The sequence below is a fragment of the Synergistaceae bacterium genome (genome assembly GCA_031272035.1).
GTDB lineage: Bacteria > Synergistota > Synergistia > Synergistales > Aminobacteriaceae > JAISSA01.
Genome location: JAISUO010000054.1, coordinates 1 through 24,931 on the forward strand (window position 1 = coordinate 1; position 24,931 = coordinate 24,931).

Consider the following 24,931-nt stretch of genomic DNA (forward strand, 5'->3'; position numbering starts at 1 on the left):
TCATTTCACTCCAGGTAAATTTGAAACAACGGAGGATTCTTTGAATACTTATCAAAATAAGCAAAATAAGCGGTAACTTGACTTTCAATTACTGTCCTTTGATAATGTAATATATAAGTATTTTTAAATTTTCATATATTATGCAGGGTGACACAGGCTGAAAATAGAATCTGGAAAAAGGAAATTAATGGAAATTTGAAGAAGAAAGTGTGAGTGAGAGCATGAGCAGGAATGTGCACGACCGGGAGAGAAGTGAGAAAGGACAAGAGAAGGAGTATCGAAAGGACGGAAAAATCCTCCTGAAGGGGGGACGGATCCTTGACCCCGGCAGAAAGCTCGACCGTCAGGCCGACCTGCTGATTTCGGACGGACGCGTCTCGGAGATCGGCAAGGGGCTGTCTCTTTTACCTGAAGAGGGGAAAACTCTGAATGTCAGAGATCTCATCGTAACGCCAGGCCTTGTGGACATCCACACCCATCTGTTCGCCACGGGAGGAAATCCCTGCGCCTGGGCAGGAGAGTACAGCGTATATCCGGATCATTTCAGCTTTCGTTCCGGAGTGACGACCATGGTGGACGCGGGCAGCGCCGGGTGGCGCAACTTCGACCTCTTCCGCGTTTCTGTGCTGGATCGATCGAAAACCCGAACCTTTGCCATGATCAATATCGCCAGTTACGGCATGATCAGCGACCTGATCGAGCAGCACGCCCCGGATTTCCAGCCTGAAATGGCGGCCCAAACGGCGGAGAAGCACCGCGACATCGCAGTGGCGATCAAGACCGCCCATTATTGGGGTCGTGACTGGGCTTCCGTGGACCGCGCGCTGGACGCCGGGAACATGGCGAAACTGCCGGTGATGGTCGATTTTGGATATTTTCTGAAGGAGCGCCCTTACTGGCAGCTCGTGACGAAAAAATTGCGCCCCGGCGACATCAGCACCCACTGTTTTCGGGGTCCTGTTCCCACGGCGGACGCCAGAGGCAGTGTTTTTCCTTATCTCTGGGAAGCGAGGGAGCGGGGCGTCCGGTTCGATCTGGGGCACGGGGGCGGCAGTTTTCTGTTCCGCAACGCCATTCCCGCCATTGAGCAGGGGTTTTATCCCGATTCCATCTCCTCGGATCTGCATGTCCAGAGTATGAACGGCGCGATGATGGATATGGCCACGACCCTGTCCAAATGTCTGGCAATGGGAATGACCCTGGGCGAGGTCATCGCGCGCTCCACTCACATCCCGGCGGGTATGATCGGACATCCCGAACTGGGGACGCTGCAGCCGGGAGCGGAGGCGGACGTGGCGGTCTGGAATCTTCGCAGGGGAAAATTTGGTTTCAGGGACACCTCCGGCGGACGACTTGCGGGTGAAGAACGGCTGGAGTGCGAGCTGACCCTTCGGGCCGGTGAGGTGGTATGGGATCTCAACGCCCGGGACGCCATGGAATGGAGTGATCTGCCCGTCGACGCCGGAATCCGGCCGGGCGAATACAGAATAGAGCCCTGATAAAATTTCTGCGGCAAAAGCGTAAACAACGGGTATATGTGCAACAGGAGTGTTATAAGATACAGATAAGGTTGTACAATGGAACCTGTTGTGTAAAAGTTCAGGAGGTGGACGATCTTGGCAAAAAAAGAAATCAAAACGAATAAATCTCCCGATCCGTTGGGGCCTTATTCTCAGGGGCTGACCGTTGGAAACCGCATATACGTGTCGGGACAGGGACCCCGCAACCCTCAGACCGGAACGACGCCCTCCGGCATCGAGGAACAGACCCGTCAGGTCATGACCAACCTGAAAAATATCATTGAAGCCGGCGGCGGTTCAATGGACGACGTGGTGAAAAGCACGGTCCACCTGGCGAACCTGGCCGATTTCGAGGCGTTCAACAAAGTTTACAGCAGTTTCTTCAATCCTCCCTATCCTGTGCGGACCACCGTGGGCAGCGCTCTTCTCGGGGGAATTCTGGTGGAGATCGACGTTATCGCCGAGCTGAAGTGACCGATTCCGGTTTGCAGGCCATCCTCGACGGGCGGGAGGCGCGCTGGCTGCGGCGGCGTGAGCTTTGCGGCCAGGGGGCGCTTTTGACGCTGGTCATGAACGTTCCGGGGCCTGAGAAAAATCTGCCGCTCTGGAACGAAGCTCATCACAGAGTAACAAATTTTCTAAAAACAGACCTGGGAGACCGGACGCGTTTCTTCGAGAGGCGGGAAAGCCCTGCGGGAGCGGAGTCTCATTTCGTCACGGAGATGTCCGCTTCCGAATTGAAACGTTATGCGGTTTTGCTGGAAGAAAGCCATCCGATAGGGCGTCTTTTGGACTTGGACGTGATGGACGCCCAAGGGAACGTCATGGACAGAAACGCTCTCGACCTGCCGCCCCGACGCTGTTTCTGCTGCGGGAAGGCGGCCCGGATATGCTCCAGAGCGGGAACCCATTCTCTGGAAGAATTGCTGTGCCGCGCGGAGGCGCTGCTGAAAGCCTGGCAAAACGAAATCTGATGCGTATTTTTTTTGATGATGTTCATCTTTGATGTGGCGCAAATTGCGCAAAAAAGCCTTTTTTACGAAGCTGCCCTCTATCCGAAGCCTGGACTGGTGACGCCTTTGGACAGCGGCTCTCACAGCGATATGGATTACAAAACCTTTATCGACAGTGGAGTGGCGCTGCTGCCCTGTTTTATTGCCTGCACCTCCATCGGGCATGACCTGAGCCACTGGCCTCCTCCCGACGTCCTGCCCCGCCTGAAAGAGGCGGGCAAACAGGGCGAGAAAGCCATGTACCACGCCACAGGAGGCATCAACACCCACAAGGGCGCCATCTTTCTTCTGGGCTTGCTGTGCGCCGCGGTGGGACGGCTGCAGGCGCTGCAACAAACTCCGAACCCCGTCCCCGTGGCGGAAACCGCGTCTCTGTTCGTCCAGGGGATCGTCGAGCGAGAGCTGAAAACCTTCGAACAGGGAAACGCCGACCGGGGACTGGCGAGCTGCACGGCGGGAGAGCTGGCCTACATCCTCCACCGCATCGACGGGGCGAGAGGGGAGGCGGAGAGGGGATTTCCGACCGCTCTGACGGCTCTGGAAGAACTGAAAACTCTGGAAGCTCAAAATGTTTCAGAGCGGGGCGCACCGATTTCTCTTCAGATGCGGCAGGTTCACGTTTTGATGGGCATCATGGCGGACAACGCGGACAGCAACCTCGTTTCCCGGGGCGGAATTGAGGCGGTGGGAGAGGTACGCAGCCTGGCCCGGGAGGTCCTCGCCGCGGGAAGCGTCTGGACGGAGGAAGGGCGGGCGCGGATCAGGGACATGGAAAAGGCTCTGGTGGCGAAAAGACTGAGCCCCGGCGGCTGCGCGGATCTTCTTTCCTGCGCGCTGTTTCTCCAAATGATCGAAGGAGAACTTTCCGCATAGCCCTCTCACTTCTTTTCATCGCAGTTGACGGAGCGGGCGATCACATATTGCGGCCGGCCTTTCGTTTCACTGTAGACCTTTCCCAGGTAGAGACCGATAATCCCCAGATTGGCGATCACCATTCCCCCCAGAAACCAGATGGAAACCATCAAACTGGTCCAGCCATCGATCGTGACGCCCACCCAATACTTTTTCAATACGAGATAAAGCGCGTAGAGGGTGGAAAAAAAGGACATGAAAAAACCCACCGAGATGGAAATATAAAGGGGTTTGTTCGAGTAGGCCACGATGTTGTTCGCGGCCAGTCGCAGCAGTTTTCGGAAAGAATAGGAGCTTTTCCCGCTGTAGCGCGGCTGATGATGAATATCGATATAACCGACGCTGAATCCCAGCCATTCCAGGTGCGCGCCGAAAGAGGGCGTGATTTCCTTCATGTTCAGGTAGGCGTCGGCGACGAGACGGGAAACGATGCGAAAATTCGCGATCTCCGGGTCGTTGGACATGCCCGACAGCCAGTTGAAAAAAAGCAGAAAAAGGCGGGAAGTGAAGCGCTTCCAAAAAGGATCCTTCCGTTTGCCCCGCCGGGCGGCGACGATATCGTAACCCTCCAGCGCCTTCGCGTACAGGCGCGGGATATCCTCGGGAGGGTCCTGAAGGTCGCAGTCCATGACGACGACCCACTCTCCCTCGGTCAGCGACAGCCCAGCCGTTATCGCGGGATGCTGTCCGAAGTTGCGGCTCAGACGCGCGACCCTGAGGCGGGGATCCCGGGAGGCCAGCTCGACCATTTTTTCCCAGGAACCATCCCGCCCGTCGTCCTCCACAAGGACGATTTCGTAAGACAGTTTCGGCTCGATGCTTTCCAGAGCCTGACGAATCCGGCGATATAGCTCTTCCACGCAGCCCACCGCCTTATAAACGGGAGAGACGACAGAGATTGTCACGGGTTCCTTCATGGTCGAGGCATCCTTTGGAATTTTACGCCGTATCTCACGACAGAAGCTCTTTCAGCGTTCCTGTGACCAGCGCGACGTCTTCGTCGGTGAGCTCATAGAACAGAGGCAGACGCAAAAGCCTGGCGGCGCAGTCTTTCACCACGGGCAGAGACCGTGTCGTGAAACGCGTTCCCATGGGCGCGTCGTGGAGGGGGATGTAGTGAAAAACGGCGCTGATCCCCCTGCTTTTCAGGGCGTAAATCAGTCGGTCGCGGGTTTCAGGGTTTTCGAGGAGGATCCAGAAAATATGGGCGTTGTGAACGCAGCCTTCCACCCGCGCCGGACGGCGAAGTTTTCCCTGCCGCTCCAGAGGCTCCAGTTCCCGGTAGTAGCTCTCCCAGAGGGCCTGCCGGCGTTTGATGATTTCATCTGCCTGTTCCAGCTGAGCGTACAAAAAAGCCGCCGTGATCTCGTTCATTAAAAAAGAGGAGCCGATGTCCACCCAGGAGTATTTGTCGACCTCGCCCCGGAAGAATTTGCTGCGGTCGGTTCCCTTTTCCATGACAATCTCCGCGCGCTCCGCGAAGACGGGGTCATTGACGAGCAAAGCGCCGCCCTCACCGCAGTGGATGTTCTTTGTCTCGTGGAAGCTGAGGGTCGCCATTTCTCCATAAGAGCAGAGCGACCGGCCGCGACAGACGGACCCCAGGGCCTGAGCGGCGTCGGGCAGCACCAGGAGGCCGTGACGCTTCGCCAGTGTGTCGATGGTCTCCATATCACAGGCCACTCCCGCGTAGAAGACGGGACATATCGCCTTTGTCCGGGGTGTAATCGCCGCCTCGATCTGCGTTTCATCGATGTTCATCGTGTCCGGCCGAATATCCGCGAAAACGGGCGTCGCGCCCCGCAGGACTACCGCGTTGGCCGTGGAGCTGAAGGTGAAGGAGGGGAGGACGACCTCGTCGCCGGGCCCGATGTTCGCCAGAATCATCATCATCTCCAGGGCCGAGGTCCCGGAGGGAACGAGAATGGCTTTGGCGCATCCCAGACGTTCCTCCAGCCAGGCCGCGCATTTTTTTGAAAAAGCCCCATTTCCGGCAAATCCGCCTTTTTTCAGAACTTCCTCAATATAGATACTTTCCCGGCCTGTCAGCCAGGGTTTGTTGAAGGGGATCATGGGTTCCTCCTGTCGTTTCTCATCTCTGTCAATTGCGTTACCTTCGGGTTTCCAGCAGGCTTTGCAGATACTCCGCGTAATCGGTGCCGGCCAGACGGGCCGCGCATTTTGCCATGTCGTCCGCGCCGATCCAGCCCTGCCGCCAGGCGATTTCCTCGGGGCAGGCGACCATCAGCCCCTGACGTTTCTGAACCACCTCGATGAAGGTTCCCGCCTCCGAAAGGGCTTCGTGGGTTCCGGTGTCCAGCCAGGCGAAGCCCCGGCCAAAAACCTCCACGTTCAGCCGGCCTTCTTCGAAATACCGGCGAATCAGGTCGATAATTTCCAGTTCTCCCCGGCTGGAGGGCTTCAGGCTGCGCGTTTTATCCACCACTGTTTCGTCGAAGAAGTAAAGACCCACCACGGCGAAATGAGATCGGGGATTTTCCGGCTTTTCCTCCAGGCTGAGAACTTTGCCCTCCGAGTCGAACTCCACGACGCCGTAGCGCTTCGGGTCTCGAACCCGGTAGGCGAATACCGTGGCTCCCTGCTCCCGTCGGGCGGCTTTTTGCAGCGTTCCGGTCAGATACGCGCCATAGAAGATGTTGTCTCCGAGAATCAGAGCGCCTCCTTCTCCCGCGAGAAACGCCTCTCCCAGCGTGAAGGCCTGAGGCAGGCCGCCCGGCTCGGGCTGAACGGCGTAGGTCAGATGAATGCCCCACTGGGCGCCGTCTCCCAGCAGGCGCCGGTATTGCTCGACGTCCTGAGGCGTGGAGATCAGCAGGATATCCCGAAGGCCCCCCAGCATGAAGCTCGTGAGGGGATAGTAGATCATGGGCTTGTCGTAGACCGGTAAAAGCTGCTTGCTGACGGCCAGAGTCAGAGGATAAAGGCGCGTGCCTCTGCCGCCCGCCAGAATGATTCCCTTACGAATCACGGCGCGTTCCTCCCTGCGGTTCTCCCGTTCCCCGCCGCTCCAGGCGGTAGGAACCGCTTAAAATGGCGTCGATCCAGGGGCCGTTGCGAAGATACCATTCTATTGTATGCTGCATACCCCGGTGGAAGTCCCACTCGGGACGCCAGCCAAGCTCGTTTCTGATTTTTGACGAATCGATGGCGTAACGGCGGTCGTGTCCCGGACGGTCCTGGACGAAGGTGACTTGTTCACGGCAGGATTTTCCGTCGTCCCGAGGCCGCAGGGTATCCAGGGCGCGGCAGATAAACTCCACGATTTCCAGGTTGGTTCGCTCGCAGTTCCCTCCGATGTTGTAGCACTCGCCCGGAACGCCCCGCTCCAGAACGGTCAGGAGCGCCGAGCAGTGGTCCGCAACGTAAAGCCAGTCGCGGACGTTTTTGCCGTCTCCATAGACGGGGAGGGGATGGTTCTTCAGCGCCGAAAGAATCATGTGGGGAATGAGCTTTTCCGGAAACTGAAAAGGGCCGTAGTTGTTCGAGCAGTTGGTGGTCAGAACGGGAAGCCCGTAGGTATGGCCCCAGGCCCGCACCAGGTGGTCAGCCGCGGCCTTCGAAGCGGAGTAGGGCGAGTTCGGGCGGCAGGGCGTGGTTTCGGAGAACGCGCCGCTTTCGCCCAGAGAGCCGAAAATCTCGTCCGTGGAGACCTGCAGGAAACGAAAATCGCGCTTTTCCTCGGGAGACAGACGCTCGTAATGCCCCCGCGCCGCGTTCAGCAGACAGAAAGTGCCCACCACGTTGGTTTGAATGAAGTCGCCGGGCGCGTCGATGGATCGGTCCACGTGGGACTCCGCCGCCAGGTTCAAAACGGCCCGGGGGGCGTGCTCCGTGAAGATGCGATCCAGGAGCGCCCCGTCGCAGATGTCCCCGTGAATAAAATGGTAGCGGGGATGGGCAGCCACGTCGCTCAGAGAATTGGGATTCCCCGCGTAGGTCAGTTTATCCAAATTGATGACTTCATATTCCCGGGAAAGCAGCAAATGTATTAAATTACTGCCGATAAAGCCGGCTCCTCCCGTTACCAGAAGCGACATTCCGCACCCGCCTTCGCTGTCAGAATCGTCCGTTTGCAGTTCACGTTATGAAAATACCGCTGGAACACTCCAAAACGGGGAAAACTATACCCCCATCTCTTTAAAATTACAATAAGCCTGACGATTTCTTTCTTTTTACGTCTCGCGCCCAGGCCGGAATTTCAGGGTTTTTCCGGCGTATCATTGTTTGATTTTAAATATTATAGGACATTACAGGAAAACAACCGGCGCATAATCAGCAAATAAACATCTCCTGTATAATTTTCTGCAAAGAAGCTGGTTATTTTTCAGAACTGGTTATTTTTTGCAGAACTGGAGAGATGTTCGTGAATCATATCGATTTTCATATTCACCTGTACCCGCCGGAGGTCATCCGGGATGCCGAAAAAATTTCGGAACGGGAACCTTATTTCAACGCCCTGACGCACAATCGCGTGCATAAATGGGCGACGGTGGACGACCTTCTGTCCCGCATGGAAAAAGACGGCGTGGAACGGGCGGTGGCGGGGGGGTTTGCCTTTCAGGATATGGGCCTGTGCCGGCTCTGTAACGACTATATCATCGACTGCGTGAGGCGTTATCCCGATAAACTGGACGGCATGTGCCTTGTTCCACCGCTGGCGAGGGGCTTTGACAGGGAAATTCTGCGATGTGCGGAGGCGGGTCTGATCGGGGCAGGGGAGCTCTTCCCGGAAGGGCAGGGGATCGATATCACCGACGAGTCTCAGACCTGGCGCCTGGCAGGTGTTCTGCACGAGGTGAACCTGTGCGTCCAGTGGCACTCGGCGGAACCCGTGGGGCACTCCTACGTGGGCAAGGGCAACGTGGGGCCCCGTGAAGCGGCTCTTTTCTGTATGCATCATCCGGAGGTCAGGACAATTTTCGCGCACCTGGGCGGCGGTCTCTGGCTCTACGAACTGATGCCGGAGATGAAACTTCGCCTTTCCAACGCGTATTACGATCTCGCGGCTCTGCCCTGGCTCTATGAACCCGCCGTCCTGAAGACGCTGGAAACAGCCGGGCTTGAAGATAAATTTCTGATGGGTACGGATTATCCGATACTGGACTCCACGCGCTACAAAAAAGCCTTTGAAGCGTCGGGAATTCGAGAAACAACTCTGAAGAAAATCACCCGCGACAATGCGCTGTCCCTCCTGTCCGAATTAAAACAAGGCCGAATTAAAAACAAAGCCGAATTAAAAACAAGGCCGAATTAAAAACAAGGCCGAATTAAAAACAAGGCCGAATTAAAAACAAGGCCGAATTAAAAACAAGGCCATTGGAATATCCCCGGACCTGAGGATTTTATATTCTTCCGGATTTTTCCGGGAGTTTTTATGTATGTCCTATAATGTATCTTATGTAACATAATATTGAAATTTTATGAGCCGATTGAATTGATATGAATTTTTTTTGTGAATTTTTTGGTATGAACTTTTATTGAATCCGAACCGAAAGAAATTTGCTGTCTTTCACGATAAAACGATAGGGCAATCCGGCGGCTTCTCCGGCGTAGTCCACGTTGATTCGAGGCGTGGCCAGAACGCGGTTTTCCGGGATTGTTTCGCCTTCGGCTATAAAGAGGCCGCTGCCGCAGAGATCCGCTCCGTAATGTTTTCTGGTGATGTCGAGGGCCATGCAAAGTTTCCCAGGTCCGCTGCAGAGGTTTTCGAGCTTTTGTGTTCCGCGGCGCTCCTGTTGAAGGGAAATTCCCATACGGGGTTCCAGAGCGCGAATCAGGACGGCTTCGGGTTCTCCCTCTTCGTTGGCGACGACGTTGAAGCAATTGTACATTCCGTAGATGAGATACACATAAGCGTAACCCCCCGGACCAAACATGACGTTGGTGCGATGTCCGGCCGAGGGGCCTTTTTTTCCGTAAGAATGACAGGCGGCGTCTTTTCGGCCTGTGTAGGCTTCGGTTTCTACGATGAGCCCTCCGGTCTCCGCGCCGTCTGTGATGTGAACCAGAGTTTTTCCCAGGAGATCCCGGGCCAGAGGCAGAGCTCCCCGAAGATAGAAATCCCGGTGAAGCCTATGAAAATGAAGCCGGTGAAAAACGGAGGTCACGAATTTTTGGCGGGGAAACGTTCCCGCAGCCGACGGAAAACGCCCGGCGGCACCATGTCGCTGATCGACCCTCCAAACTGAAAAATATCGCGTACGGCGCTGCTGGACAGATAGGAATATCGCGCGTCGGTGACGATAAAGAGCGTCTCGATCTCCGGCGCGAGCTGACGATTCATCAGGGCCGTTTGAAACTCGAACTCGAAGTCGGACATGGCCCGCAGGCCCCGTATGATCACCTTGGCGTCCCGCTGGTGCATGTAGTCGACCAGAAGCCCCGTGAAGGCGTCCACCCTGACGCCGGGCAGATGGGCGAGCGCCTCTCTGGCCATGTCACAGCGTTCTTCCATATCGAAAGTGGAATGTTTCTGAGGGTTGACGAGGACGCTCACCGTCAGGTCGCCGAAAATGGCGGCGGCGCGTTCCGCGATGTAGACATGGCCGTTGGTGATGGGGTCGAAGGAGCCGGGGTAGACGGCCCGGGCGAGAGAGTTCACGACAGCACCTCCAGTTGAGCGGGCTCCGGTTTCATCGAAAAAGCGCCGTTCTGTCTGAGAAACGTCAGAGTGGTTTCCCCGTAGACGCGGCTGTCCGTCACGGTCCATTCTTCTGAAGGCACGAAAAGCTTTTCCCTGGACGAATGCTCCACTATCAAAATCCCTCCCTGTTTCAAAACACGACTCAAATCTTTTTCGCGCAAGAGAGACCTGCCCCATCCTTCGCCATAAGGCGGATCGGCAAAGACGATATCAAAGGCGCGTCCCCGCCGGACCAGCCAGGCCAGAGCCCGCCGAAACTCCAGAGACAGGACGATCGTGTCCTCCGCCCGCCTGCGCGAAAGCGCCCGTTCAATCTCCGAAGCGCGATTTTTCAGAACTTCCACCGAAACAAGGGAAGAGACTCCCCGTTTCAGAGCTTCCAGCCCCACCTGCCCCGTCCCCGCGAAAAGATCAAGAAAAGACCGACCCTCCAGACAGTTCCCCGGGGGGAAATCGGAGGGCTCGTCAGCCCCTTCCCATCTGATGGACCCCAAAATGCTGAACAGCGCCAGAAGAACCCGGCCTGAGGTAGGACGCACTTCCTTCATTGTACTGTCGTCATCGTACTGCCTTCATTTCAGTTCATCACCTCAGGCGACGGCCGAGATCTTCGATGGAACAGCGAACCGCCGGGGTCAGGTAGACGTTCGACGTTCCGTCCGGTCTCACCAGAACGTCGTTGCCCCGGGCGCTCACCAGCAGGTAATAACGCTGCTCGAAGCCGGCGTCACTGGAGATCGTCTCGACGAGCCAGTGAATGGGCTCCGCCCTCGCCCCGTGAAAAAGTTTTTTGAATACCCAACGGGCTTCTCCCTGAGCGCCGGAAACGCCGGACAGTTTTTCCGGCAGATCTTCGGGCAGAGGACTCCCCGTTTTTACGTGCATCACGTCGCTCTCTCCCTTTTTAAACCCCCACGTCCTTCTTTTGACGGTAAAGTTTTTTTCTTTGACGATGTTCAGTCTGAAAATATTTTTGCCCATCTCCAGCCATTTCCGCTCGTACTTCGTCGTGACGGGCCGAGGCGCGCTCAGAAGCTCGCAGTCCGCCGCGGAGAGCGCCTCGTGTTCCCCGAAAATCTTCCGGACTTCCCTGGCGTACCACTCTTCATCTGTGACCATCTCGAAAACCCCGCCGATTTTCAGCACGGCGGCGATGTCGTCCACGAAGCCCCCTGCCGTAACCCGGCGCGAAGCGTGCCGTTTCCGGGGCCAGGGACAGGGGAAATTCATGCAGACCCGGTTCAGGGATTCGTCCGGGAAAAGTTCCTTCATCATGAATCGCGCGTCGGTGCGAATGATTTTCACGTTGGGCAAAAGACCGATTCTCCGGACGCATCGGGCGATGCAGGCGGGCGAAACCTCGATTCCGACAAGCAACATCTCCGGATGGGCGGCCGCGTGGCGCACCGTATATTCTCCGTTTCCAAACCCGATCTCCAGTTCCAAACGGGACAGTCCGGTGGAAAAACGTGAAAAATCCACCGGCAGCGTTTCAAAATCGTTGGGGAACAGAATATTGTCGTAGTTAACAGTCATTGTTGCAGATATTGATCTGTATCAGGATGTCTTTTTCTGGATTGGACTTCCTGTTTTCAAAAGGTCCATTCAAAATCGGGCAATCCCTCCGCAAGAATGCGTTTTTTAACGTCTTCCATGATGAACCGGAGGGCCTCTTCATTTTTGCCCTCGCAGCGCGCGGTGATGACGGGCTGTGTATTGGAGGCCCGGATGAGCCCCCATCCGTTGGGGTAGAGGATGCGCACGCCATCAAGAGAAAGTCCCTTATACTCCTCCAGAGCCTTCTCGCGAATCCGATCGATCAAATCGAATTTCCGGTCGTCCGGACAGGCGATACGGGCCTCTTCCGTTGCGGGATAAAGGGGAATCGGTTCCATAAGCTGGGAGAGCGTTCTGTCCGTATGAGAAAGAATTCGCAGCAGCCGTCCCGCGGCATAGAAAGAATCGTCGAATCCGTAGTACTCGTCGGCAAAAAACATGTGTCCGGAGAATTCTCCCGCGAAAAGCGCGGAAATTTCTTTCATTTTCGCCTTGATGACGGAATGCCCCGACTTCCAGTAAAGAACTTTGCCGCCCAGGCGCTCGATTTCCTCCGGAAGCGCCATGGAGCATTTGGGCTCCACAATGGCCTCCGCGCCGGGGTGCTTTTTCAGGATCTCGGCCCAGTAAAGCGCCATCAGTCGATCTCCAAAGACCACCTCTCCCCTTTCGTCCACAACGCCGATCCGGTCGGCGTCGCCGTCGAAGGCAAATCCTGCGTCCGCTTTTATCTCCCGAACCTTCGCTACCAGGTCGATCAGGTTTTCCCGTTTCTGAGGGTCGGGATGGTGATTGGGGAAATGTCCGTCCGGAACGCCGTAAAGCGAAACGCACTCGCACCCCAGCCCGCTGATCAGTCGGCATATCAGCGGGCCCGCCGTTCCGTTGCCGCTGTCGCAGACGACCTTCAGCCGGCGTTTGCCCAGGGTGATTTTGGAGAGCAGCATCGCAATATACGCGTCGGTGATGTCTTCATATTCTATTTTTCCAGGCTTGGATCCTGCCGTAAACTGTCCTTTTTGGGCGATTCGGCGAATTTCCTGAATGTCGTCTCCCCACAGCGTCATTTTTTCGAAGGCGAGTTTCAGACCGTTCATGTTCGAAGGGTTGTGACTGCCCGTGACCATGACGCCTCCGTTCAGGTTCAGGTGATAGAGACTCCAGTACAGCATGGGCGTCGTCACAACTCCGACGTCGCAGACGTCGATGCCCGTCGAGGTTATTCCCCTGGCGGCCGCCTGACGGATTCGTCCGGTGGAAAGACGAACGTCGCCTCCCAGAGCGACGCGGGTCACTCCCCTGCCGGAAAGCCATGTTCCGTAACTTTTGCCGATGTTTTCCACCACTTCATCCGTCAAATCGCGGTCTGCCACGCCGCGTATATCGTATTCTCTGAAAATATCCGGCGAAATTTGCATTTCTGTCCGCCTCCATTGAGTGTTCCACAGAATGTTCTTTAATCTAATGTTCTTTATCTATTGTACCTTAAGAGAGAAGGTGAAGCTCTCCCCTTTTTCTTCAATCTTCTTTTCCTTCAATTTCCTTTTTCTTCAATAACGGCAGCGATGCCAAATGCCGGATGACAAAATGTCCTATAATATAATAATTGCGTTATCTTTTTTTGTTTTTGTTCATCTTCCAGACCATCAGCATGCTCATTATGATGGCGGCGCAGAAACCCGCGGATGCGCCGAAAACGGCGAAAATTGCCCCCTCCTCTGTCCAGGGCAGTCTCAGGCCCGCGATCAGAAGGGCGACAAAGGCGAAAAGTATTGACAGGAGAATGAGATATTTAAATTCTTTGCGCATGTCCGCCCTCGCTTTTCAGGATGGCGTCGTCCGCCATAAAAAGCCCGGACTGGGAATTGTCCGGGCTGCGATACAAATATTGCGTACAGGGGTCGGGGCCGGCATCAGACCGAGGCCACGGCCAGGCGTTCGGAGATTTTATTGGAAAGGGTCTGCACTTCCTGAGCCTGAGCGTCGTAACCGCTTCGCCCCATAAGCCCGTAGGTGTAGTTTTTCCCCTGCTCCACTCCGGGCTGGTCGAAGGCGTTGACCTCCATCAGATACCCCGTCATGGCCGTCACGTATTCGTAGAACTGGATCAGGCCGCCCAAATGCCAGGCGTCGAGAACGGGAAGCGTCAGCGTAACCACGGGACGGGACATCTTCGCCAGGGTTGCGGCCGTGGCAAAAGCCTCGTAATTCCGCAGGTCGTCCATGGACTTTCCGTAGAGATAAGAAAGTTTTTCGAAAGCCTTTTCCGGAGCGGCCGGCAGAGCGATGTCCTTTTGTCCCTGCTTCACCGTCAGGATCGTATAAAATTTGTCGTCAGGCCCGGAGGAATAAAGCTGAATCTGCGAGTGCTGATCGATGGTTCCCAGCGCGCGGACGGGCGTGGATCCCTGTCCGTCCTTGCCCAGGGACTCCCCCCAAAGCTGCGCGAACCACTCTCCGAAACGCTCCATGGAATCGGAATAGGACATGAGGACGTTGACGTTCCGGTTTTTCTTCGTGTGCAGCCAGTTGAGTCCGGCGAGAATCCAGGCGGGATTGGCGGGAACGGAAGAGGTTTTTGCGAGAAAATCATCCATGGCCCCCGCGCCGGCCAAAAGAGCCTTGCAGTCTATCCCCAGCGCCCAGCTGGAAAGGAGTCCCACGCAGGACAGAACCGAGAAGCGCCCTCCCACGTCCTCCGGAAGGATGAGGCTTTTACAGCCGGTTTCATCCACAAAGGGACGCAGAATGCCCTTTTCCTTGTCCGTCACGACGATGACCCGTTCCCGGGCCCCCGCCTCTCCCAGCGTGTCCCTCAGTTTTTCCCAGAAGAAGAGAAAGTTCGCCGCCGTCTCCGCGGTGCTGCCCGATTTGCTGACGACGATCACCGCGGTGTTTCGCGGATCGATCAGATCCCAGATCGCCCGATTGTCCAGAGGATCCACGTTGTCGGACATAAAAAAACGGGGCGCGTTGCGCTTCGCGTTCGGGAGTTCGTTCCAGTACGGAGGCAAAAGCGCGTTGTGCAGCATCAGGTTCCCCAGGGCGGAGCCCCCGATTCCCACCTGCACGATGGATTCGCGGGTCGCCAGCCATCGCGCCAGCGTCTGTATGTCGTCCACGTTGCGCTTCGGCAGTTCCATCCAACCGAAGCCCTCCTGTCCCTCGGCGGCGTTTTTGCGAAGCCAGGCGTCTCCCTCCTTGAATTTCGGCGCGAGTCCTTCCAGTTCGGAAAAGGCTACGGCACGCTCACCTCCCGGAAAGGCCGACCCAAAGGCCAGAGATAAAAGCGTTTTTTCATTCATTAAAATCCCTCCCCCATCCGATTTTTCTTGTATCCACTCAGGTCCGGGCGCGTCATTTTCGCCATTCTGCCATTTTTTCCCGTCGCTTTTGACAGATAATATCATATGCAGAACGGATGGCAATCCTCAATAGTATGATATTGTATTGTTGGCAGTATTTATAAAGTATTTTAAATCAAAAGAAGGAGTTGGTTCAGAAATGGCAGCAACTGTCGTCGGCGATTCCGTCGCGCCGGCCCTCGGGGAAAGGGAACTTGCCGCAAGGCTGGGGCCGATCGTCGAACTATACAGGGGGAAACAGGGAGTCGCCATCCCGTTGCTGGCGGATATACAGAAGGAAATGGGGTACGTGGCACGGGAGGCCGTGGAATACGCGGGAAAGGAACTTTCAATTCCCGCCGCGGAACTCTTCGGCGTCGCCACGTTCTACGCGATGTTCCGTTTCCAGCCTCAGGGGAAGTACGTCGTGCGTCTGTGCAGGGGAACGGCCTGTCACGTTCAGGGTTCCGCCAGGGTTCAGGAACAGCTGGAACGAACGCTGGAGATTCACGACGGAGAAACGACGAAGGATCTGATGTTTACGCTTCAGTGCGTGGCGTGCCTTGGATGCTGCAGTCTGGCGCCGGTCATGATGGTCAACGACGATGTTCACGGCCGCCTGACGCCGGAAAAGGCGATTCAGATTTTGGGGGACCTTCGAAATGAGCAGTAAGATGACTGTAACGATTGGACTGGCGAGCTGCGGCATCGCCGCGGGCGCGCTTCCCGTGGCGCAGGAACTGGAAAGACTTCTTGTCGGACGGGATGACGTGGAGATCAAAAAGGTCGGATGCATTGGTTGCTGCTATATGGAGCCGCTGATTGGCGTCATTCGCGAGGGAAAAACGTGGACGTACGGACGAGTTGACCTGAAGACGCTCCATCGCATCGTCGAAGAGCATTTGAATGAAGGTCGCATCGTGGAGGACCACCTGATTCTGACGGAGGGAGTGGAGGACGAGAGCCGACGCAGGGCCGCCGAGAATCCGCGCATGGAGAAGCAGGTGCGCATCGTCCTCCGGAACAGCGGCCTCATCGATCCCAAAAACATTCATGAGTACCTCGCCCGGGACGGTTACCGGGGACTGACGAAAGCCGTTCGCGAAATGACGCGGGACGACGTGATCAAAGAAGTGCTGGACAGCGGCCTGAGAGGACGCGGCGGCGCGGGATTCCCCACAGGGATGAAGTGGCGTTTCGCCCGGGATGCAAAAGGGGACCTGCCCAACGCGAAGAACCCCAACGGCACGGACAAGTATCTGGTCTGCAACGCGGACGAAGGGGACCCGGGGGCCTTTATGGACCGTTCCGTCCTGGAAAGCGATCCCCACAGCGTCATTGAGGGAATGGCGATCGGAGCCTACGCTGTGGGCGCTTCTCATGGCGTCATCTACTGCCGCGCGGAGTACCCCATGGCCATCGAACACATCGGCATCGCGCTGAAGCAGGCCCGAGAGCACGGTTTTCTCGGGGAAAAAATTCTGGGGGACGAAAATTTCAGCTTCGACATCTACGTCAAGGAGGGCGCCGGAGCGTTTGTCTGCGGCGAAGAAACGGCACTGATCGCCTCCATCGAGGGGCAGCGCGGGATGCCCCGTCCACGGCCGCCTTTTCCGGCCAACAGCGGGATCTGGAAGAAACCCACCAACATCAACAACGTCGAAACCTGGGCCAATGTTCCCTGGATTCTGACCCACGGAGCCTCCGCTTTCAGCGTTTACGGGCATGGCCGCAGCAAGGGAACGAAGGTCTTCGCCCTGGCCGGCAAGATCAAAAAGGGCGGACTGGCCGAAGTCCCCATGGGCATGTCCCTGCGGGAGGTCATCTACGACATTGCCGGGGGTATCGAAAACGACAAAAAATTCAAGGCCGTTCAGCTCGGCGGGCCCTCAGGAGGCTGTGTGCCGGAAGAACTGCTGGACACGCCGGTGGATTACGAGTCCATCAACGCCACGGGGGCGATCATGGGCTCCGGCGGAATGGTCGTCATGGACGAGGACACCTGCGTCGTGGACGTGGCGCGTTTCTTCCTGTCCTTCGTGCAGAAGGAGTCCTGCGGAAAATGCCCCTTCTGCCGGATAGGCACCCGAAGAATGCTGGAGATTCTGGAACGCATCACCCGGGGCGAAGGCGCGCTGGAGGATCTGGATCTTCTCTCCTCTCTGGCGGAGCAAATCCGGGACGGTTCCCTCTGCGGACTGGGTCAGACCGCGCCCAACCCCGTTCTGACCACACTGAAATACTTTCGCGACGAATACGTCGCCCATATCGTCGATAAAAAATGTCCGGCGAAGGTCTGCGCGCCTCTCATCCATTACGTCGTCGACGAAAGCAAATGCGTCGGCTGCACGCGCTGCGCGAAGGACTGCCCGGTGAAGGCGATATCCGGCGGATTGAAAAAACCGCATCATATCGATGACGAAACCTGCGTCCGTTGCGGCCTCTGTAAAAAAACCTGTCCGATTTCCTGCATCGCGGTCGCATAAGGGAGGATTTTCAGTCATGAACAACATTGCAAATAAAACCGCAAACAAAACCGAAAGAACCGTGAAGGTCACCATCGACGGCAGAGACGTTCACGGATACCCCGGGCAGAAGGTACTGGACCTCTGTGCCGAGATCGGAATTGAAATTCCGACGCTCTGTTACGATCCCCATCTCTCCGTCCACGGCGGCTGTTCCGTCTGCCTGGTGGAGATCGAGGGAGCGAAAGCCCTGATGCGCGCCTGCACCAACGCCATTTCTCCCAATATGGTGATCCGCACGAATACGAAGCGCGTTGCCTCCGCTCGCCGGCTGGCCCTCGAACTGATGCTTTCCGACCACGTGGGAGACTGCCGTCCTCCCTGCAACCTGATCTGCCCCGCTCAGGGAAAGGTCCAGACCTACATCAATCTGACGGCGCAGGGCAAGTATCGCGAGGCCCTGGATGAACTGCACGACCATGTTACGATGCCCGGCTGCATCGGCCGGGTCTGCCCCGCTCCGTGCCAGACGAAATGCCGCAGAAACTTCGTGGATGAGACCGTTTCCATTCGCGAGATCAAGCGGTTCGTGGCGGACTGGGGGATGGAGCGCAGCCTCGGGGACGTTCCGAAAATTGTGGAGAACGGTAAAAAAATCGTCGTGATCGGCGCTGGTCCCGCCGGGCTTTCCTGCGCGTACTTTGCGCGCCGGATGGGGTACGGCGTAACGATCTGCGAGCGCCAGAGCCGCCTGGGAGGCATGATGCGCTATGGCATTCCGGATTACCGCCTGCCTCCGGAGGTGGTGGACGAGGAAGCGCAGTGGATTCTCGATCATGGAATCACGGTCAAAACCGGAGTCGCTCTGGGAAAGGACATATCTTTGGAGGACCTGCGCGGCGAGTACGATGCCGTCGTCCTGGCCATGGGCTGCTGGAAGTCCTCCTCCATGCGGGTTGAGGGCGAAAAACTGGCCGGCGTCGTCGGAGGGATCAATTTTCTCTACACGGTCAACACTCACAATCCCATGAAAATCGGCAAACGAGTGGCCGTGGTTGGCGGCGGCAACACCGCCATGGACGCCTGCCGCAGCGCCCGCCGGCTTGGCGCGGAAAAAGTTTACGTCGTCTATCGCCGAACCCGGGAGGAGATGCCCGCCGAAGACGTCGAGATTCGCGAGGCCATGGAGGAAGGAGTGGAGTTTGTTTACCTGGCCGCTCCGAAAGCCATTCGCGGCAGCGGGAAGGTGGAAACTCTGCTCTGTGAGCGCATGAAGCTGGGAGAACCCGATGCCTCCGGGCGGCGCAGCCCTGTCCCCACCGGCGAGGAGTTCTCCATTGATGTGGACAGCGTCATCGCCGCCACGGGCCAGACCGTGGACTTCGCCGACGTGCCTCCGGAGCTTCACGACGGACGCCGTATGAAGGTGGATGAAAATTACGCCACTCCCCTTCCCGGTGTTTTCGTCTGCGGCGACCAGCAGACGGGGGCAAAAATTGCCATTGAGGCCATCGGCAACGGGCACTGGTGCGCGGAATCGGTGGATCATTACTTCAGATACGGAGCGCCCAAAAAACCCTTTGTTTTTGACGTGACCAACGACAAACTGGGACCGAAGGACTTTACTCACATCGAAAGAATCGAGCGCCGCCATCCCAGGGAGGATTCCCTGGAGGCCCGCCTGAAAAATCCTGACGTGGAGTACATCCACGCCTATACGGAAGAGGAAGTTCTGCGTGAAGCGAAGCGCTGTATGGAATGTGGATGCCCCGACGTCCACGAGTGCAAACTGAGAGAATACGCCATAGATTACGAAGTTCACCCGGAGCGGGTGGCCGGAGCTCACGTCTCGAAGCAGGAAGTCGTCAACCGCTTCTACGTCCGCAACATGGACAAATGCATTTTGTGCGGGCGATGCGTCCGGGTCTGCGACGAAATTGCCGGAGTTCACGCCATCGATTTCGTGAAACGGGGTTTCGATTCGATCATGTCTGCCCAGTTCTACAGAGAAATGGAGGAGTCCGAATGCACATTCTGCGGTCTCTGTTCCCAGCTCTGTCCGGTGGGAGCCCTGATGGAACGACGTGTGGAGCGTCTGCCCCACCAGAGTCCCCTGATCCTGAAAAAGACCACCTGTTCCCGCTGTCCTCTGGGGTGTGAACTGGTGCTGAACATGGACACGGAGCGCAGCCGTCTCGCCCGCGTCACCACGGACATGGATTCTCTCGCCTCGCCGAACGGAGGTCTGACCTGTTTGCGCGGTCGTTATCGCCTGCAGGATACGACTCGCGCGCGTCTGGAGGAACCGGCGATGGACGGAAAAACGGTCGAATGGGACAGCGCCGTCGCAAGGCTCTCCGAGATTTTTTCTCTGGAGAACGTGACGTTTTTCCTCGGAACGTCCCTGACGGATCAGGAGATTGCCGCGGTGAAGTCGGCGGTACGCGAAGGAACCGCCGTTGCCGCGAAGGAGTTCCGTCCCGCCGCGGTGTCGGCCCTTCTGGAATCTTTCGAAATCGATACGCCGAAGGGGAAAGTGAAACCGGAGGTCGCCGGACTGGTCCAAAAGATGACCCTGCTGGCGAAAGCCGGGGAGTTTGGAAGGGATCTGTCCGGATTCGCGGAAAATCTGAAAGAGCTGTCCCGACTGAGCGGAAACATTCGCGGGCTGTTGGATGCCGGCCTTGTCACCCATGAACCGGCGACAGCGGCGGATGCGGTCAGGAAAGGCAAAACCGGCGCCGTGATTTTCGTCGACTGCGCGCCGAAGGATTTCGGCCTTTCAGAGGAAGATCTGAAGAACGTGACGAAAGTTTTGCTGAACTCCGGAACCTCCGGGGGCAATTTTGACCTGGTTCTTCCCATTACCGACTGGGTGGAGCGCGAGGGAACCTGCACCGGAACCTTCAGCGGCGTGAAACTGGAGGTTCACATGGGTCCCCTTCCACCGCGGAATGCGAGGAGCCTCCGCTGGATTTTCGCTCAGGCCCTGCGCAAAACGGGAAAGGAAATCGCCTCCGCGGAAATGGCGCTTGCCTGATCGATACTTTCTTTCCCGTCCGGTTTTGAGTCTTTTAGACTCTGTATCGAAAACAAGTATTGAAAACAAGCATCGAAAACAAGCCCCCCGTCCTTCACCGGCAGGGGGCATTTTTATTAAGTTCATTCGGCGTCGCGTTCATTCTGGCGATGTAGGACAGCAGCCCCATCTCTTCGCCCTTTTCGTGAAAGCTGAACCCGATGTTGTCTCCCGAGTCGTCGGTACGTCCGCAGTCGTCCTCGCCGGAAATTTCATACCCGGCTTTTTCCATCGAAATCCTGAAACGCTGGAGGTTGAAGTTGTCGCCGCTGCACGTGGGGTACTCCTCCAAAAGACGCTTCATCGAGCGCCTCCCCTTTTCGAAGTAGAAATACGTGCCGATGGTCACGGCGTCTTTGGAAAAATACGGCTTCAGCTCGTTCAGCAAAAAAGTGTCGTGATAAAAGTTATGCTCGTTCACCGCGAAGAAATCGATGTTGACGTCCACGCAGCCGTTTTTGAGCGGCAGCTTCGTTCCGCTGTCGGCTATGTACAGAACGTCCAGCCCGACGTTTTGGCACTCGATAAGCTCCTTGTACATCGCGAGGGTCTCTGGATATTTGTCCACAACGATATATTTTCCGTCCCTGTGCAGGTCGCCCAGGTGGTTGTGCATGAAAAACCACGCGTTCACGTAGGTTTCCATTACGACTTTTCCCGCGGGACCTGCCGCCTTCAGACGGTTTGTCATCCGGTTGTACGCGCGCTCGAAAAGGGTTATGAGATGGGGCGGCAGGTTTTTATACATGTCCCTGTTCAGGTCCGGCGTGTCGTATACGTCCACGTTCCTGTTCGGCGTCAGTAAAATTCCATTCTCGATCGAGGCGGAGTATCCGCAAAGACATTTCAAAGCGCCGCTGTATATGTGCCTCACGCTCATGTCGGCGGAGAAAATTTCCGGCTCGCGCCCGCAGGACGGACAGCGTATCAGGCCCAGCATACTCAGCGGAACCCCGAGAGTGATGCCCTCGCGCCGCGCGTTCTCGTTCAAAGTGGAAATTTTCCGGCCAAGTTCCCCAACAATGGCGGAGAGTTCATCCCTCCGCTGAACCAGCGCGTCCCTTTGCGCCGTAAAAAAACGCTTCAAATCCATAATATCCTGGCTCGAAGCCATCTTTGAGACGCGGTGAAGCGACAAAATGCGATGGATGTCGCCGAGAGAGAACTCCAGCTTTTTCAGTTCGAGGATCATCTCCAGGTCTGCGAGGGTTTTTTCGTCGAAATCCTGCTGTCCTCCATGCTTTGGCGGAACCAGGAGCCCGTAGTTTATATAGAAATAAATGGTGTCCCTGGAAATTCCGTACTTTTCAGACACAGCCCCTATTTTCACGTTCATCTCTCCCTCGGGCCTTCAGCGCAAAAAACTGGAGTCCACTCAATGTTTTGTGAAAAATCACAGGAAAAGCCCCGTTGACCTGGAGCTGGGTTTTCAATATAGCATTTTCTCACGCAAAAAAAATTTTTCCAAAAATCTCAGCATCAGGGAGGCCATGCACATGGAATACTTGAAAAAACCTTGCGGAATACCCGAGACGGAGACGGCGAAACTTCGAGAGACGGTAGCCGGAATAATCAAAGATGTTCGGGAGAACGGCGACGAGGCGGTGTCTCGCTGCAATCTCAAATTCGACGGCTGCGTCCGTTCGTCCGCGCGGGTCTCGCCGTCTGAAATCGCCGGCGCTTACGCTCAAATTTCGGAAGGTGAACTGGCGGACATACGCGAGGCCGCAGCGAACATCCGCCGCTTTGCTGAGGCGCAGCGCGATACGATTAAAGAGCTGCCGTCCTTCAGCCCCTTTCCCGGACTGATCCTGGGGCACAGAAATATCCCCGTCGATTCGTGCTGCTGCTACGTTCCCGGCGGCAATTACCCTCTCTACTCCACAGCGCTGATGCTTGCCATTCCGGCAAAAATGGCCGGAGTTGGCCGTGTAACCGCGTGCTCGCCGGTGATGAAAGGGACCGAAAACATTCATCCCAAAACTCTCGCCGCGATGGACGCGGCCGGCGTGGACGAAATATACGCGGTCGGCGGGGCGCAGGCGATAGCGGCCTTCTCGTACGGAACCGCGGAAATTTCCCCGGTGGACCTCATTGTGGGACCTGGCAACATTTACGTGACCGAAGCCAAACGCCAGTGCTTCGGGCAGGTGGGTATAGATTTTGTCGCGGGCCCCAGCGAGGTTCTGATAATCGCCGACGGCACGGCCGACCCGAAATTTATCGCGGCGGATTTACTGGCGCAGAGCGAGCATGACCGGGCGGCAAAGGGAATACTGGTCGCCATCGACCCGCAAATCGGTTCGGCCGTCGTCGAAGAGGTGGAACGACAGCTCCGCGGGCTCGACACGGAAGAAATCGCCCGAGCGTCCTGGGAAGCCAACGGCGAGGTGATCCTGGCGGGCGGAATCCACGAGGCGATATCCATCGCAAATGAACGCGCGCCGGAGCATCTGGAGCTTCAAACCTCCGACGACGAGTCGATCGTCCCCGCCCTGCGCAACTACGGCTCGCTCTTTATCGGGAAATACGCCGCCGAAGTTTTTGGAGACTACGCCTCCGGAACGAACCACACTCTGCCCACCGTACGGGCCGCGCGCTACACCGGCGGAATTTGGGTCGGAACTTTCATGAAAACCTGCACCCATCAGTCGATGACCGCCGATGCGATAAAATCTTTGGCCCCGCTGGTGTCGCGAATGGCCCACGGCGAGGGTTTGACCGCCCACGCCCGCGCCGCGGAAATACGAATGAATTCTCTGCAGGATTAGGATTTCGAGCTGATTTTTTATTCCCGCGCGGCAACCTGCCGCGAATCCCAATCCTGAATTGAATGATCCGGAACTGGAATAAGGGAGGTTGTGAAGATGACGGACACGAAGAAGAGTACAATCGGCGTTTTGAAACGTTCGTTCGGCATGAGAGAAGCGGTGACGATAACGGTCGGCACCGTCGTTGGAGTGGGTCTTTTTACAGTGGGAGCGAACACAGTGGGAATGATGGGAGCGCCTGTGATTTTTGCGACACTGGCGGCTCTCGCCGTAAGCGTTTATCCGGCGCTTTTGTACGCCGAAATGGGCGCGGCCCTTCCATATGCGGGAGGCACCTACAAATACGCTTCGCTCGGTTTGAACAGGCCGATGGGAATGCTCGCCGGGTGGAATTTCATAATTTCGCTGATTGCCGTGACGAGCGGAGAATCGTTCGCTTTCAGCTTTTACTTAAAAACCGCGCTCCGCGTGGCGGGCGTGGAATTGCCCGTGAGCGACATGGTTCTGGCCTGTATTGTCATAGCCGTGTTCATCGTCACGAATATTCTGGGAGTCGAGATGACCGGAAAACTTCAGAACGGTTTCATGTTCTTCTTCTGGGGAGTCGCTCTGATATGGTTCGTGATGATGTTTCCGAATATAAAGCCCGGATATTTCGCGGTGATTCCAGATTTTGCCGATTTTTCCCCCGGAGGGTTCATCGCGTCGACCGCGCTCATATGGTGGTGCTTCGCCGGTTTCGAGACCTGCTGTGCGATGGGCGAAGAGATAAAATATCCCTCCATCAACATACCGAGAGCTCTTTTTCTGTCGCCTTTTATCGTATTCGCGGTGAATGCGATTTTTCAGTGGTTTCTGATAGGAATTGTGCCCCCGGAACAGCTTGCGTCCATCGCGACGGCGGCCGCGCCTTACGCGGATGCCATGACGGCGGCCGGCATTCTCGGTTTTCCCCTGCTTATGCTGGCGGTCGGCATCGCCTTCGGAGGAGATTTTTCCACGCTTAACGCCAGTATCGCGGTGCCGCCCCGATATCTTTTCACCATGGCGCGAGATGGTGTGATGCCGAAAATTTTCGCGAAAGTCCATCCGAAGTACAAGACTCCCTATATCGCGATACTCGCTCTGGGAATCCTCTCAATTCTTTTAAACGCGACAGATTCGATAGTTTACATTGCGTCGCTGAGTCTGTTCGCCGACCTGTTTTACTACGTCATAGGCATAGCCGCGTCGTTCGGCCTTCGCCGTAAAAAACCGGACCTCAAAAGACCCTACAAAGCGCCGTTCATTGCAATCGGCGCCCCGGTCAGCGCGGCAATATACCTCGTGATGATGACGCAGCTGGAAGCCAGCGCTTTCTGGTCCGGCATAATCTGGTGCGCTCTTGGGCTGGTGATATATTTCTTCTGCTCAAAGCGCTATGGAGCGAAGAGTGACGCCGAAACCGAAAGGGAAATAACGGCGGAGGATTCACCCACGGAGAACGAACGGCGCGCCATGGACAGAGAATTTAAAATATGGCGCAATATTGTCGCTGTGGCCGTCGCGGCGGCGCTTGCCCTGTATATTCTGCCTCTCATAAAGACCCTTTCATAAATAAACTTCA

General features: G+C 56.5%; 22 protein-coding genes. 10 read left to right on the forward strand and 12 right to left on the reverse strand.

The features are described from left to right. Positions 1 to 221 precede the first annotated feature (221 nt). From LBR61_06705 to LBR61_06720, 4 genes are all read left to right on the forward strand, one after another. Positions 222 to 1,499, forward strand: coding sequence for an amidohydrolase/deacetylase family metallohydrolase (locus LBR61_06705; GenBank protein MDR1731771.1), 1,278 nt, complete (start codon positions 222 to 224; stop codon positions 1,497 to 1,499). 117 nt (positions 1,500 to 1,616) lie between these two features. After that, a complete protein-coding gene (locus LBR61_06710; protein MDR1731772.1) occupies positions 1,617 to 1,994 on the forward strand; it encodes a Rid family detoxifying hydrolase in 378 nt (125 codons plus the stop codon). Then, positions 1,991 to 2,494, forward strand: a complete 504-nt coding sequence (gene citX, locus LBR61_06715; protein ID MDR1731773.1) for a citrate lyase holo-[acyl-carrier protein] synthase — start codon at positions 1,991 to 1,993, stop codon at positions 2,492 to 2,494. The genes LBR61_06710 and citX overlap by 4 nt, the downstream gene beginning before the upstream one ends. Positions 2,495 to 2,509: 15 nt before the next feature. Continuing rightward, entirely contained in the window at positions 2,510 to 3,406 is an 897-nt protein-coding gene (locus tag LBR61_06720) for a triphosphoribosyl-dephospho-CoA synthase (GenBank protein MDR1731774.1), read from the forward strand. Between the two features lie 5 nt (positions 3,407 to 3,411). Here the strand turns inward: LBR61_06720 and LBR61_06725 are convergent, their stop codons facing one another. The 4 genes from LBR61_06725 to rfbB are packed head-to-tail and all read right to left on the reverse strand — an operon-like array spanning position 3,412 to position 7,503. Next, the gene (locus LBR61_06725; protein MDR1731775.1) at positions 3,412 to 4,362 is read right to left on the reverse strand and encodes a glycosyltransferase family 2 protein; all 951 of its coding nucleotides are present in this window, start codon (positions 4,360 to 4,362) and stop codon (positions 3,412 to 3,414) included. Positions 4,363 to 4,396: 34 nt separating this feature from the next. Beyond that, complete coding sequence (gene rffA / locus LBR61_06730) at positions 4,397 to 5,518, reverse strand: dTDP-4-amino-4,6-dideoxygalactose transaminase (GenBank protein MDR1731776.1); 1,122 nt, start codon at positions 5,516 to 5,518, stop codon at positions 4,397 to 4,399. A gap of 37 nt (positions 5,519 to 5,555) precedes the next feature. After that, positions 5,556 to 6,434, reverse strand: a complete 879-nt coding sequence (gene rfbA, locus LBR61_06735) for a glucose-1-phosphate thymidylyltransferase RfbA (GenBank protein ID MDR1731777.1) — start codon at positions 6,432 to 6,434, stop codon at positions 5,556 to 5,558. Beyond that, on the reverse strand, positions 6,424 to 7,503 hold the full coding sequence (gene rfbB / locus LBR61_06740) for a dTDP-glucose 4,6-dehydratase (GenBank protein MDR1731778.1): 1,080 nt from the start codon (positions 7,501 to 7,503) through the stop codon (positions 6,424 to 6,426). The genes rfbA and rfbB overlap by 11 nt, the downstream gene beginning before the upstream one ends. A gap of 326 nt (positions 7,504 to 7,829) precedes the next feature. Between rfbB and LBR61_06745 the strand changes: the two genes are divergently transcribed. Continuing rightward, positions 7,830 to 8,720, forward strand: a complete 891-nt coding sequence (locus tag LBR61_06745) for an amidohydrolase family protein (GenBank protein MDR1731779.1) — start codon at positions 7,830 to 7,832, stop codon at positions 8,718 to 8,720. Between the two features lie 220 nt (positions 8,721 to 8,940). On the opposite strand, the gene LBR61_06750 is transcribed toward LBR61_06745, so the two are convergent. The 7 genes from LBR61_06750 to LBR61_06780 form a co-directional block, all read right to left on the reverse strand. After that, entirely contained in the window at positions 8,941 to 9,573 is a 633-nt protein-coding gene (locus tag LBR61_06750; protein ID MDR1731780.1) for a DNA-3-methyladenine glycosylase, read from the reverse strand. Beyond that, positions 9,570 to 10,067: a pantetheine-phosphate adenylyltransferase gene (coaD, locus tag LBR61_06755; GenBank protein MDR1731781.1), complete on the reverse strand. Its 498-nt coding sequence runs from the start codon at positions 10,065 to 10,067 to the stop codon at positions 9,570 to 9,572. Before coaD ends, LBR61_06750 begins: the two co-directional genes overlap by 4 nt. After that, entirely contained in the window at positions 10,064 to 10,657 is a 594-nt protein-coding gene (locus LBR61_06760) for an RsmD family RNA methyltransferase (GenBank protein ID MDR1731782.1), read from the reverse strand. Before LBR61_06760 ends, coaD begins: the two co-directional genes overlap by 4 nt. Positions 10,658 to 10,694: 37 nt before the next feature. Continuing rightward, positions 10,695 to 11,645, reverse strand: a complete 951-nt coding sequence (trmB, locus tag LBR61_06765; protein ID MDR1731783.1) for a tRNA (guanosine(46)-N7)-methyltransferase TrmB — start codon at positions 11,643 to 11,645, stop codon at positions 10,695 to 10,697. Between the two features lie 56 nt (positions 11,646 to 11,701). Further along, complete coding sequence (locus LBR61_06770; protein MDR1731784.1) at positions 11,702 to 13,084, reverse strand: phosphomannomutase/phosphoglucomutase; 1,383 nt, start codon at positions 13,082 to 13,084, stop codon at positions 11,702 to 11,704. Positions 13,085 to 13,277: 193 nt separating this feature from the next. Beyond that, the gene (locus LBR61_06775) at positions 13,278 to 13,475 is read right to left on the reverse strand and encodes a hypothetical protein (protein MDR1731785.1); all 198 of its coding nucleotides are present in this window, start codon (positions 13,473 to 13,475) and stop codon (positions 13,278 to 13,280) included. A 104-nt stretch (positions 13,476 to 13,579) separates the two neighbouring features. Continuing rightward, complete coding sequence (locus LBR61_06780; protein MDR1731786.1) at positions 13,580 to 14,971, reverse strand: glucose-6-phosphate isomerase; 1,392 nt, start codon at positions 14,969 to 14,971, stop codon at positions 13,580 to 13,582. Positions 14,972 to 15,170: 199 nt separating this feature from the next. Here LBR61_06780 and nuoE point away from each other — a divergent pair, with 199 nt between their 5' ends. Genes nuoE through LBR61_06795 form a run of 3 tightly spaced genes read left to right on the forward strand, consistent with a single transcriptional unit; the run spans position 15,171 to position 20,515 of the window. Beyond that, positions 15,171 to 15,683, forward strand: a complete 513-nt coding sequence (gene nuoE / locus LBR61_06785) for an NADH-quinone oxidoreductase subunit NuoE (GenBank protein MDR1731787.1) — start codon at positions 15,171 to 15,173, stop codon at positions 15,681 to 15,683. Beyond that, the gene (locus LBR61_06790; GenBank protein ID MDR1731788.1) at positions 15,673 to 17,496 is read left to right on the forward strand and encodes an NADH-quinone oxidoreductase subunit NuoF; all 1,824 of its coding nucleotides are present in this window, start codon (positions 15,673 to 15,675) and stop codon (positions 17,494 to 17,496) included. The genes nuoE and LBR61_06790 overlap by 11 nt, the downstream gene beginning before the upstream one ends. Positions 17,497 to 17,512: 16 nt before the next feature. Then, positions 17,513 to 20,515 carry an FAD-dependent oxidoreductase gene (locus LBR61_06795; GenBank protein MDR1731789.1) on the forward strand — a complete coding sequence of 1,001 codons (3,003 nt, stop codon included), beginning with the start codon at positions 17,513 to 17,515 and terminating at the stop codon, positions 20,513 to 20,515. Between the two features lie 94 nt (positions 20,516 to 20,609). Here LBR61_06795 and LBR61_06800 read toward each other — a convergent pair whose 3' ends face one another. Continuing rightward, complete coding sequence (locus LBR61_06800) at positions 20,610 to 21,884, reverse strand: MerR family transcriptional regulator (protein MDR1731790.1); 1,275 nt, start codon at positions 21,882 to 21,884, stop codon at positions 20,610 to 20,612. Between the two features lie 166 nt (positions 21,885 to 22,050). Between LBR61_06800 and hisD the strand changes: the two genes are divergently transcribed. Both hisD and LBR61_06810 read left to right on the forward strand, forming a co-directional pair. Next, positions 22,051 to 23,325, forward strand: a complete 1,275-nt coding sequence (gene hisD / locus LBR61_06805) for a histidinol dehydrogenase (GenBank protein MDR1731791.1) — start codon at positions 22,051 to 22,053, stop codon at positions 23,323 to 23,325. Positions 23,326 to 23,421: 96 nt separating this feature from the next. Then, positions 23,422 to 24,921 (forward strand): amino acid permease, encoded by a 1,500-nt coding sequence (locus LBR61_06810; protein MDR1731792.1) that lies wholly within the window; start codon positions 23,422 to 23,424, stop codon positions 24,919 to 24,921. Positions 24,922 to 24,931: the final 10 nt, after the last annotated feature.

What these genes read in the sequence shown, in the direction of transcription:
- trmB (MDR1731783.1), bottom strand. Translation starts at nt 11,645, where the DNA reads ATGACTGTTAACTACGACAATATTCTGTTCCCCAACGATTTTGAAACG.
- LBR61_06810 (MDR1731792.1), top strand. Translation starts at nt 23,422, where the DNA reads ATGACGGACACGAAGAAGAGTACAATCGGCGTTTTGAAACGTTCGTTC.
- LBR61_06780 (MDR1731786.1), bottom strand. Translation starts at nt 14,971, where the DNA reads ATGAATGAAAAAACGCTTTTATCTCTGGCCTTTGGGTCGGCCTTTCCG.
- nuoE (MDR1731787.1), top strand. Translation starts at nt 15,171, where the DNA reads ATGGCAGCAACTGTCGTCGGCGATTCCGTCGCGCCGGCCCTCGGGGAA.
- rffA (MDR1731776.1), bottom strand. Translation starts at nt 5,518, where the DNA reads ATGATCCCCTTCAACAAACCCTGGCTGACAGGCCGGGAAAGTATCTAT.
- LBR61_06725 (MDR1731775.1), bottom strand. Translation starts at nt 4,362, where the DNA reads ATGAAGGAACCCGTGACAATCTCTGTCGTCTCTCCCGTTTATAAGGCG.
- LBR61_06720 (MDR1731774.1), top strand. Translation starts at nt 2,510, where the DNA reads ATGATGTTCATCTTTGATGTGGCGCAAATTGCGCAAAAAAGCCTTTTT.
- LBR61_06760 (MDR1731782.1), bottom strand. Translation starts at nt 10,657, where the DNA reads ATGAAGGAAGTGCGTCCTACCTCAGGCCGGGTTCTTCTGGCGCTGTTC.
- LBR61_06770 (MDR1731784.1), bottom strand. Translation starts at nt 13,084, where the DNA reads ATGCAAATTTCGCCGGATATTTTCAGAGAATACGATATACGCGGCGTG.
- LBR61_06790 (MDR1731788.1), top strand. Translation starts at nt 15,673, where the DNA reads ATGAGCAGTAAGATGACTGTAACGATTGGACTGGCGAGCTGCGGCATC.
- LBR61_06705 (MDR1731771.1), top strand. Translation starts at nt 222, where the DNA reads ATGAGCAGGAATGTGCACGACCGGGAGAGAAGTGAGAAAGGACAAGAG.
- LBR61_06795 (MDR1731789.1), top strand. Translation starts at nt 17,513, where the DNA reads ATGAACAACATTGCAAATAAAACCGCAAACAAAACCGAAAGAACCGTG.
- rfbB (MDR1731778.1), bottom strand. Translation starts at nt 7,503, where the DNA reads ATGTCGCTTCTGGTAACGGGAGGAGCCGGCTTTATCGGCAGTAATTTA.
- LBR61_06775 (MDR1731785.1), bottom strand. Translation starts at nt 13,475, where the DNA reads ATGCGCAAAGAATTTAAATATCTCATTCTCCTGTCAATACTTTTCGCC.
- hisD (MDR1731791.1), top strand. Translation starts at nt 22,051, where the DNA reads ATGGAATACTTGAAAAAACCTTGCGGAATACCCGAGACGGAGACGGCG.